We start from the raw sequence: 9,956 nt of genomic DNA on the forward strand, positions 1-9,956 counted from the left end.
AGCGAAATTCCGCGAAAAAACCGGGCGCAAGATCTTAAACCGAGCCGTCCGCGAGCTTGCGAGCTCATCGGGGCGAGATTTAAAATTTCATAACGCGTGGGCTCGCCGTGAAATTTAAAATTTCACGCGGCCGCGCACAGTGTCATGTGTCGCTACGAGATTCTAAATTTCATGTCGAGCGCACCGTGAAATTAATCTGTCGGTCGCGCAGCAGATCGCCGCATGATCTAAAATTCGCGCTTGCGCCGCGACATGCACCGCCGCGAGTTGAATTACGCGGCAGGCGAGCTAAATTTTACGCCCGCGCGATCAGTCATGTTGGCGGAGATTTGCGGTGCCCAGATTAAATTTTACATACCGCCGTGTAGCGCCTGCAGTGGGCGCGGATGTCTGATCCGCTCTGCTTGCAAAGGCGCAGGCGGCTATAGTTGCGCGGTAATAGGATTAAATTTTACGAGCCGCTGCGTCGCGGCATGAATTTTCGCGTTGCATCGGTCGCTGCGAACTGAATTTGCGCGACGACTATATGCCGCTGCGCGCTTGTAAATTAAATTGCACTTTATGCGCCCGCCGTCTGATTGGCGTGTGATTGAAATTTGCGCGCCGCTGCTTGTTATAAATTTAGATCGCTGCACGCCGCGCCATAGCTGTCGTGAAATTTTAAATTGCATGTCGTACGCACGAGCTAGCCGTGAAATTTAAAATTTTATGCAGGCGTGAAATTTGCTTCGCGTTACGCTGTGTCGTACATCATCGCGAGCCAAATTATGCGCTGCTGCGGAATTAAAGTCTTGCATACCCGCTGCTACCGCTCGGGCGCCGTATGCCTGGCGGCTCCGTTTTGCGATCCGTTCGTGCCGTATTTGTTGCGGTTAGTTACGCACGTCGCCGCGCCGCAGTGCGAGATTTTGCGTCGAGCTCTATTTTAGAGTTTTGATTTGCAGCGAGATTTTACGGCGCGCAATAGCGCTAAATTCCATCCTGCGTGAGATTTTGGAATTTTAAAATTCCCTTTCGCGGTATAATTATATGAAATGCTAAAATTTGCGGGATCTTAATAAAGGAATTTTAAAATTTATGCGGCGCGGCTTTGTGGCGTGCCTGCAAGAAAGGAGCGATCATGGACAAGCTGGATAAAGAGGAGCTTGCAGAGGCGTTTGTCGCTAGACTCAAAGCTTTAACGCGTAGCGGTGGCGCCGATCTGCGTGAGCTTGATCGCGAGTTCTACGGATTTAGCGTGCGACTTGGCGTGCGTTACGACTTCGCCGGCAAGTTTAGCGTCTCGCAGATAAGCGGCGGCGAGCGCGCTCAGCTGCATTTCGCAGATATCGCGCAGTTCGAAGCTCACGCACGCGAATGTCTGCATGCGGCAAGCACTGATGCAGAGCTAAGCGAGGCCTTTATGCTACGCCTGCGTGCAGATCCCCAAAAAGCCGCTACGAATGCGGATCAAATCATAAAATTCTACGATTTTAAGCCCTTTAGCGTTCAGCTGCGTTGCGAGCATTGCAGCGGATCGGGCAGGAGGCGCTGCAAAGCCTGCGAAGGCGCAGGCAAGGCGCCATGCGCTAACTGCGGCGGGCGCGGACGCTTGATCTGCCCCGATTGCAAGGGCGCCGGTGGCTATAGCCGCGCGGCTTTAAGCTCTACGGACGCTCATGCGCGCGGCCTTTCTGGAGGCGACTCTGCAGGCTCTGCGTCAAATTCTATGGGCTATCGCTTCATTCCCTGCGCTAGCTGCGGCGGTAGCGGCTCGCGCATTTGTCCCGCTTGCGGCGGTGCGGGTAGATTGCGTTGCGAAAAGTGTGGCGGTGCGGGTGATTTTCGCTGCGAGCACTGCGATGGGCGCGGGTATTTCACTCGCACCGGCAAAGTAGCCGCTTATGCCCGCCCGAGCGTCAGCATAGGCGCTAGCTCGCAGGTTTTTGGGCGTGAGCTGCTGGAGTTTTTATGCAGCAAGGGCGTAGGTTTTGTAGTTCGCAGACTTTTGTTTCGTCTAAGCTCGCTGCGAGCGGTGCAGGGCGGCTGCGAAGCGGTATTTAGCGCGGAGGAGGAGTTTTTGCGCTTGAGTTTTGCCGTCTGCGGCAAGGCTTACGATGCGGCGTGCTTCGGCGGCGTGACATTCGTAAGACCTAGCTTTTTTGACGAAGTTTTTGCGTCGGAGCTTGCGGCGGCACGTGGTGCGCCCGCTAGGCTAGGGCGGGACGATGCGCAAAGCCTTTTTGCGCTATTTCGCGCAAAGCCTGCGCTGGATGCGGCGATGCGCCTAGCTAGTGCTAAGCTGCGCGGCGAGACGCTAAATCTTGATCAGTTGCGCGGCTCGGACGGGCATTTTAACTCTGTAAATTCTACTTGCGGCACGGCCGATTGCGACGCTTTGAGCCTTGCGAAAGACGCTCCGCGCAAAGAAAATCTCGAGGGCGGCGCGAGCGTAAAATTTGCGGGCACGAAATTCGCGAGCGCTTCGGCAAATTCTATGGGCTTGGAAGATAATCGCTTGGGGTTGCGCGGAGAGCAAGGCAGGTTCGCAGGAGGAGTGAGCGGTGGCATAAAATTTGCTGGGGCAGATCTTTCGGGAGAGAATTCTGCCGGCGATTTTGAGGCTAGGCAGCAAAACGACGAAGCTCTCGCGCAGAATGGACCTAATTTTGCAGGCTTGCAAGAGGACTTAAGCAACACTTCTGATCGCGCCGCGGAGGGTCTTTGTGAATTATACGGCGAGCGAGATTACCGAGATTTAAGCGCCTTGGGTGCTGAAAATTCCACAAATTCCATAGACTCCGCTGCGATAAATTCTGCAAATTCCGAAAACCTCGCCGCTGCAAAATTTAAAAATCGCGCGAATACGCAAGATCCTGCGTCAAATTCTAAAATTTCGCCCTTTGCACGATTAAAGAAATTCTTTTTCCCACGTTCTTTGCGCGAGGATTGCGCGCAGAGTTTCGCCGTGGCGATTATGCGCGTTTGCGAGGGCTTTATTTCGCAGCAATGCGCTCGCGATTTGGGCAGCGCGATGGCTAGGGCTCTTGGCGTGCTAAGCCCACGCTATGACCGCGCGGTGTGGTGCATAGGCGGAGGCACGCTCATCGCGGCGGCTGCGCTGGCGTGCGAGGGCTGCTTCGAGATGATCTTTGCGGAGCATTATTTTTGGGCACTTGCGTGCGGTGCGGTAATCGCTGCTGCGGAGCTGTTAGGCGGTGTGGCGCTGTGGCTGGCAAGCGCAGTGTGGTGCACCGTAAAAGCTCGTAAAATTCCGCGAGAATATCGCTGCGGCAGAGGCGGCGCGGCGTTTGCTCGCTTTTGCAAAACTCTGCTCTGCGCCATTTTGGCTAGCGCAATCTACGGAGGCGCGGCAAATACGGGCTATGTGCCGAAAACGGGCGCAGCATGGCTGCTGCGAGGGTGGATGCCTGCATTTTTTGAGGACGAAAATTCCGCTTCTGCGAGTGATGGCGTAAATTCTGTAGACGAAAATTCTACGAGCGCAAGCTCTAGCGGCTCTGAAAGCCCTGCTTCAAATTCCGCTTCCAGGGCGACTAAGGATTCCGCTGCGATGCAAAAGGATAAAATTTTATATATCCAAAAAAGCATCGGAGTGAAGCAGGATGGGATTTTTGGCGCACGCACGCTAAAAAAGGCGAGAGAGGTTTTGGATCAAAATTTAAGCGGCGTCGATGAAATTTACGAAGCTCTAAAAAGCAAAGAGCAGGCGAGAACGAACCCGAACTCTAGCGATCAAACTGCGCCTTAACGATAAATCCGCGCCTTAGGCTTGGCAGGCGATCTTAAAAAACCAAAAAGGATGAAAATGAAAAATAAAATTTTAATTCTAGTATTCGCTGCGGCGCTTTCCGCAAATTTCGCGCTAGCCGAAAATTTTGAAATCACCGCAGACGATATAAGCCGGGCTACAAAATCCTGCGATAAGGGCGATATGAAGTTGTGCGGGGCGTTGGCGCAGATTTATAATTATGGCTGGGGCGTGCCGCAAGATCTGCTAAAGGCTGCGCCGTTATACGTCAAAGCTTGCAAAGGCGGCGATGTGGAGTCGTGCGTAAATTTAGGCATTTTGTATCAAAGCGGAGAGGGGATGCCGCGCGATGAGGCGAAGGCGGCGGAGCTGTTTGACAAAGCCTGCGATGACGGGCACGCGATAGGCTGCAGTAACGCAGGCTCTGCGTATATCAGAGGCAGAGGCGTGCGCAAAGACGCTATAAAGGGCGTAGGTTACTATGTGCGCGGTTGCGATATGGATATCGCGGATAGCTGGCTTGCGTGTTTAAATTTAGCACGTCTTTACGAGGGCATAGATAATGTTAAAGCCGTAGAATACTACAAAAAGGCCTGCGAGCTAGGCGGCAAGGATAGATTTATGAGCTCGGTAGCGGAACATGAAAGGGCATGGCAAAGCTCATGCGAAAGCTACGAAAGGCTTAAATAGCCCGCAAATCCATGCTTTGAAGCATACCCTCGCGCTCGTATTTTGTCTCCTAAAATACGAGCCCGCTAAGAACCATAGCGATTTCGCATAAATAGCGCAAATCTAAACATCAAGTATCCTGTAGGAGCGGAAACATAACGACGCAAGCTCTTAGCGGGCTCGTATTTTAGGAGACAAAATCATTACTACGCTAGCGCTGATCCGCCACGTTACGCCGCTGATCGATCGCGGCGTGTGTGACGCCGCAGAGGCTGCACGGCGCGCGATCCTGTATGATACTACGCAAAGCTTAGCTTTGTGGCAAACCGATAAATTTAAAAGTAGCGCCACATACGAAAAGCTTGCCGGCATAAGCCGAATATACTCCTCGCCGCTGCCGCGCGAGATGGCGTTAAATTTTAACCCTTTCCCACGGCTCTATCTCACCCTCGACCTTTTTAAAAATACTCGCGATTTCTATATTTTTTACGCTTAAATTTCGCTCGTAAGCCTTGATATCGCGCGACTTTAGCTTCTCTTGCAAAAATGCGAATTCATACTCGATCTGACCGCGAGCGACGCTGATTTTAGCCAAATTTCGCGCGTCAAATTTGCCCACCTTCGCGGCGTCAAATTTATACCCGCGAGCGCAGCCCTCCTCATAAACTTCCGCCAGATACGCATTTACCTCCTCTAGCGCGTTTTCGTGCGCGTAAAAGCGGTCAAGCTGCGGGTGATTTTTGTAGCCCTTAGTAAGCCCAGCCAGCGCGTTTTTAGCTAGCAGTGCCTCGCGCCAAAGCGCCACGAGCCCCTTTGCGTCGAGATATTTAAAGCTTATCGTCCAAAGTCTCATTTTCGCCTTTCATTAAATTTACAGCCGTTTTTCGGGCCAAATTTGGCGCGGTTTGACCCGCAAATCGCTGGATTTATACCGCAAATTTACCCGCCGCATCGCCTCACTTTGCTAAAAAGCCGGAGCGACCGATCATATCATCACGAAATATTCGCCTTTCATCACGTTAGCCTGCACCTTACTCGCCTCGTCGCCGCCGCTTTTGAACGCACCCTTTAGGCTTTGTGCGACGCTGCAGAGGCCGCACGGCTCGCGATCCTGTATGATACTACGCAAAGCTTAGCTTTGTATGAAAACCGACAAATTTAAAAGCAGCGCCGCGCAGGAAAAGCTCGCTCGCACAAGGGATAAAATTTTACCCAAGCAGAGCGATCTAGTTCAATTCACAGGCGCCTTAAATTTAGCCGCGATCTGCCGACGTTAAAATTTTACCTCGCTGCGCATTTAAAATTTACCCGCTTATTGCAGTCTATCCTGCTTTGCAAACTCGCAAATCGCACCTTTAAATTTGCCTGCTCATTGCAACTTACCTCTGCATAACACGGGGATCTTTTCTACGACCTCGCCGCCGCTTACGAGATAGGCGAACTCGTGCAAATTTACGACGGGGCAGATGTGGTTCGGATAAATTTCGAGTCGATCGCCCACGCGCACGGCGTCTCGCAGCGCTCTGTCGTAGATGATCGCATGCTCGTCATAAACACCATTTATCCACACATCCGTGCCCTTTATGCGCCCGAGCCCCGGCGTTGCCGTAAAGCCCTCGGTGCGCCTTTGCTGCGTGAGCCCCTTGGCACCGACGTCGGTGATGATGCGATCCGCCGTAGGTCTGCTGATGACGGTCGTAAGGATACTCGCCGCATTCATCGAATAATCGCCGTACGCCTGCGCTTGCGAGGCGTCCATAAAGATATAGGTGCCCGGGCGGATCTCGGTGACGCCTTTTAAAATTTCAAAATCATTTATGAGCGAGGGCGTCGAGCCGATGCTAACGACGCGTGCGGGTAGAGCCAGCTCGCGCGCGATATCCGCAAACTCCAGCGTGCGGCGCTGCGCGACTAGGTGGATGCGCTCGCATTCGTTTTTATCAGCGGCCTTGTAGGAGTGGCCGTCGTGGGAGAATACGCCGCGGAATTCTATATTTTTGCAGCCTTTTAGAAATTTTATAAACGCTGCGAAATCCTGCTTTTCCACGAAGCCCGAGCGGTTTTCGCCCACTTCGATCTCGGCAAGCACGCAGACCTTCGTGCCGCTGCGCTCAAAGGCACGCTCTATCAGGCGCGCCTGCTCTATGCTATCTGCGCCGAAGCTTAAGTTTATCCCCGCGCGCAAAAGCGCGATGATGCGCTGAAATTTCAGCTCGCCCACGATCTCGTTTGCGATAAATATATCTTTTAGCCCGTTTGCCGCCATGATCTCGGCCTCGCCCGTTTTGGCGACCGTGATACCCGCAGCGCCGATGCTTTTTTGCAGCTTCGCGAAATAGGGCATTTTGTGCGTCTTGGTGTGCGGGCGTAGGCTCACGCCCGAGGCGTCCGCGTAGCTTTGCATCTTTTGCAGGTTGCGAAGCATGATCTCGCGATTAATCAGCAGCGCCGGCGTGTCGATGTCGGATATCTTCATAAGCTTCCTCCTCTTTAAATTTACGAAATTTTAATTCAGCCGCGCTTAGTAGCTGCGCCCGTTTTGTAACGGTGAAATTTTAAAATTTAGCGCGGCTTACAAAGGGTGAAATTTACCTGTCGCTTGCAAAGGGCGAAATTTACGCGCTTCTCGCAAAAAATGGAATTTGCGCGCCGTAAATTTGTCGCTGCTTGCGAAACAATGGCTTACTCGCTGCAAATCGGCGCCCTTCGCGAAGCGCCTGAATTTAGACTATAAAATTTTGTTTACGCGTATTAAATTTAGCCTCGCTTGCAAAATTGCAAAATTAGCGCATCAAATTTAAGGATGCCTGCGCGAAGCGTTTAAATTTAGTGAGCAAATTTGCGTTTCCTTGCCGCACAAAGCAATACCGCGCGCTGTATGAAAAAATCAAAATAAAATTCTAAAATGCGCTGAGTGAAAATCAATATGCGCGCCATATTGCTAGGCTCACGGAGTTTTCGGCTCCGCTTCACGCTGTTTTTATTCCTCTCGCGCCTGTTTTTCTTGCGGCACATATTCGCATTAAATTTTTTGGCAAGCGACCTGGTGCACTATCTGTTTTCGCGCCGTCGCCCGTGTTTTCGCGCTGAATATTTAGCGCCACAACTCGTTTGCACCGCCGCCCGCGTTTTTTACTAAAGCTCGTTTTGTGCCGCACGATGCACATCGCCGCCTATTTTTGTGCCGCCGCTCGTTTCCGCAGCGGCGCTTCATTTCTAGCGCGCCTCGCCTCGAGATTTATTATTTTTTATCCTGCAAGACCTTGTCGCGCCATTTCGAGTTTGCTTTGTTATCGGTCGCTACGTCCTTGGATATCTCGGCCGCCGCTTCGAAATTTTTGCTCACGCCCTCTTTGGAATTCTCGTATTTTAGGGCATTTTCGCTTTTGATGCCGATGCTTTGCGCCTCGCTTGCGGCGTCGATATTAGCGCCTAAAAAGATAAACTCCCAGTCGTATTTTTCCTGCTTGTCGCTAATCATCTTCTTAATCTGCGCTTTGGAGTATTCGCGGCTTGAGTTTTCCTGCCCGTCGGTGATGATGACGAAAAGCACGCGATTGTTTTTGGCATAGATATCCGGCACTCGCTCGATACGCGCTATCGTGCTGCCAATCGCGTCTAGTAGCGCGGTATTGCCGCCGGCGTAGTACTCTTTGGACGTTAGGTTTTCAACTTTCTTAAGCGGCGTGCGATCATGGATGACATTAAATTTCGTATCGAAAAGCACGGTCGTGACGCTGGCGTCGATGCCCTCTTTGCGCTCCTTTTCTATCATCGAGTTAAATCCGCCGATCGTATCGCTCTCAAGCCCGCTCATCGAGCCTGATTTGTCTAAGATCAGCACCAATTCCAGGTGATTTACGCCGTCTTTATGATTAGGTGGCGTCTCTAGCTCTACGCTTTTAGCAAACAGTATGCCCGCAAGCGCGGCAACAAGAAAGATGATTTTTTTCATAGGGGCTCCTTTGTTAAAATTTTGTTATTTTACTATTGTATCGCTTAAGCAATGAAATTTTATCGCTAAAGCTTCGCTGCACGCCTTTGCTGGGTAAATTTTAATACGAATTTTGTTGCGGAATTTTAACGTATCCTTGCGAGAGACGCCGCAAAATTCCGCGTGATATAGAATTATGCGCGGCGCAGAATTTCGCTGTGGAATTTTAAAGGAGTAGAATTTTATGCAGCGTGGGATTTTACGACGCAAAATTCCACGTGGCGTGGAATTTATGGAATTTACGCCGCCGCAAAATCAAGCGCCTGCGGATCTGCTCCGTTTTGCGCTGAGGTAGCTTCCGATCTCGCTTATTAAGACGCCAGATAGGATGAGCGCCGCGCCTAAAATTTGCATCGCGCTTAGCCTTTCGCCGCCCACGAATACGCCCATAATGCCCGCCGTTACGGGCTCTAGCGTGAAAAACAGAGCGGTTTTTACGGGCGTCGTGTATTTTTGCATCAAAGCCTGCGCAAAAAAGCCAAAAACCGTTCCCAGCAGGCAGATCACCGCCATCGCGACGAAAAAGCTTCTATCCATCACTGGCACGATGCTGACTCTTTCAAAAAAGATCGCCGCGAAGCAGCAAAGCGCGCTTAGGCAGAGGATCTGTACGTAGGCGATGCCCGCTACGTCGCAGCTTTGCACGAAGCGGTTGGTTAGCACGATGTGAAACGAATACGCGCACGCGCAGACTAGCGCCAGCGCTTCGCCCTTGCCCAGGCCTAGCTGCGTGTCGCCGATGAGATAGAGCCCAGCGATCGCAAGCGCGATGCCCGCGTAGGCGTAGGAATAAATTTTATGTCTAAACAGCGCCGCGGCAATGAAGGGTACGAGCGCGACGTTTAGGCCGATGATGAATGCCACGGAGGAGCTTTGCGCAAATTTAAAGGCGAAGGTCTGCGACGTAAAGCCCGCGAATAAAAACAGGCTAAGTACCGCGCCGTGCTTGATCTCGCGCGAAGTTATGGCCTTGAGCTTTGGGAAAAATATCGCACCTGCGATGATGCTCGCGGCGAAAAAGCGCCAAAATAGCAGTACGAAGACGTTGTTGCTCGCAAGCGCCTGCGAGGTGGGCAGATACCCGAGCCCAAAAGCGATCGCCACGAAGAGCATTCCGATGTCGGCTCTGAATTCCAAACTTTTATTCATCAGTGTCCTTTTTGAAAATTTAAAGTGGTAATTTTACGAAATTTTAGGTAAAAAATAGGCTAAATTTTGACGATTTTGACGGAGCGGTTTGAAATTTTGGTTTTTAAGATCGCGAGTTAAATTTTAAGCTTTCGGCTCATCTTTTCGGGCTTGCGTGCACTTGTTCGCGCGATCATTGCGCCGCTTCGCCGCAACTTGTCATAAATATAGCTGCTACTCGCATGATCATTATGTCGCTTTGCTACGGCTTGTCATAAATTTTCATAGCTATTGCTCGCGCGTGGCTAAATTTAAAATTTAATCGCCCGCGCCCTCTTTGTCGTTTTTTAGAATTTCTATGTTTGCGCGCTCATTCGCGCCTTTTAAGCTTATAGTTTTTTTGAGCGCGGATTT

At 51.4% G+C, this 9,956-nt stretch carries 7 protein-coding genes; 2 read left to right on the plus strand and 5 right to left on the minus strand.

What is annotated here, in order from left to right:
* The first annotated feature begins 1,120 nt into the window (after window positions 1–1,120).
* Both Q0095_RS04370 and Q0095_RS04375 read left to right on the plus strand, forming a co-directional pair.
* The gene (locus Q0095_RS04370; protein WP_297881708.1) at window positions 1,121–3,751 is read left to right on the plus strand and encodes a hypothetical protein; all 2,631 of its coding nucleotides are present in this window, start codon (window positions 1,121–1,123) and stop codon (window positions 3,749–3,751) included.
* Between the two features lie 57 nt (window positions 3,752–3,808).
* Window positions 3,809–4,441, plus strand: a complete 633-nt coding sequence (locus Q0095_RS04375; protein ID WP_297881710.1) for a tetratricopeptide repeat protein — start codon at window positions 3,809–3,811, stop codon at window positions 4,439–4,441.
* Between the two features lie 391 nt (window positions 4,442–4,832).
* On the opposite strand, the gene Q0095_RS04380 is transcribed toward Q0095_RS04375, so the two are convergent.
* The 5 genes from Q0095_RS04380 to Q0095_RS04400 form a co-directional block, all read right to left on the minus strand.
* Window positions 4,833–5,273 carry a pyrimidine dimer DNA glycosylase/endonuclease V gene (locus Q0095_RS04380; protein WP_297881712.1) on the minus strand — a complete coding sequence of 147 codons (441 nt, stop codon included), beginning with the start codon at window positions 5,271–5,273 and terminating at the stop codon, window positions 4,833–4,835.
* A gap of 132 nt (window positions 5,274–5,405) precedes the next feature.
* On the minus strand, window positions 5,406–5,549 hold the full coding sequence (locus Q0095_RS04385; protein ID WP_297881714.1) for a hypothetical protein: 144 nt from the start codon (window positions 5,547–5,549) through the stop codon (window positions 5,406–5,408).
* Between the two features lie 240 nt (window positions 5,550–5,789).
* Window positions 5,790–6,896, minus strand: a complete 1,107-nt coding sequence (locus Q0095_RS04390; protein ID WP_297881716.1) for an alanine racemase — start codon at window positions 6,894–6,896, stop codon at window positions 5,790–5,792.
* Window positions 6,897–7,661: 765 nt separating this feature from the next.
* Window positions 7,662–8,375: a vWA domain-containing protein gene (locus Q0095_RS04395; protein WP_297881718.1), complete on the minus strand. Its 714-nt coding sequence runs from the start codon at window positions 8,373–8,375 to the stop codon at window positions 7,662–7,664.
* A 294-nt stretch (window positions 8,376–8,669) separates the two neighbouring features.
* Entirely contained in the window at window positions 8,670–9,563 is an 894-nt protein-coding gene (locus Q0095_RS04400; RefSeq protein WP_297881720.1) for a DMT family transporter, read from the minus strand.
* Window positions 9,564–9,956: the final 393 nt, after the last annotated feature.

It is taken from the genome of uncultured Campylobacter sp. (assembly GCF_938045535.1).
In the GTDB taxonomy this organism is placed as follows: Bacteria; Campylobacterota; Campylobacteria; order Campylobacterales; family Campylobacteraceae; genus Campylobacter_B.

Coding starts and splice junctions, on each gene's coding strand:
- Q0095_RS04370 (WP_297881708.1), top strand. CDS start 1,121: ATGGACAAGCTGGATAAAGAGGAGCTTGCAGAGGCGTTTGTCGCTAGA.
- Q0095_RS04375 (WP_297881710.1), top strand. CDS start 3,809: ATGAAAAATAAAATTTTAATTCTAGTATTCGCTGCGGCGCTTTCCGCA.
- Q0095_RS04380 (WP_297881712.1), bottom strand. CDS start 5,273: ATGAGACTTTGGACGATAAGCTTTAAATATCTCGACGCAAAGGGGCTC.
- Q0095_RS04390 (WP_297881716.1), bottom strand. CDS start 6,896: ATGAAGATATCCGACATCGACACGCCGGCGCTGCTGATTAATCGCGAG.
- Q0095_RS04395 (WP_297881718.1), bottom strand. CDS start 8,375: ATGAAAAAAATCATCTTTCTTGTTGCCGCGCTTGCGGGCATACTGTTT.
- Q0095_RS04400 (WP_297881720.1), bottom strand. CDS start 9,563: ATGAATAAAAGTTTGGAATTCAGAGCCGACATCGGAATGCTCTTCGTG.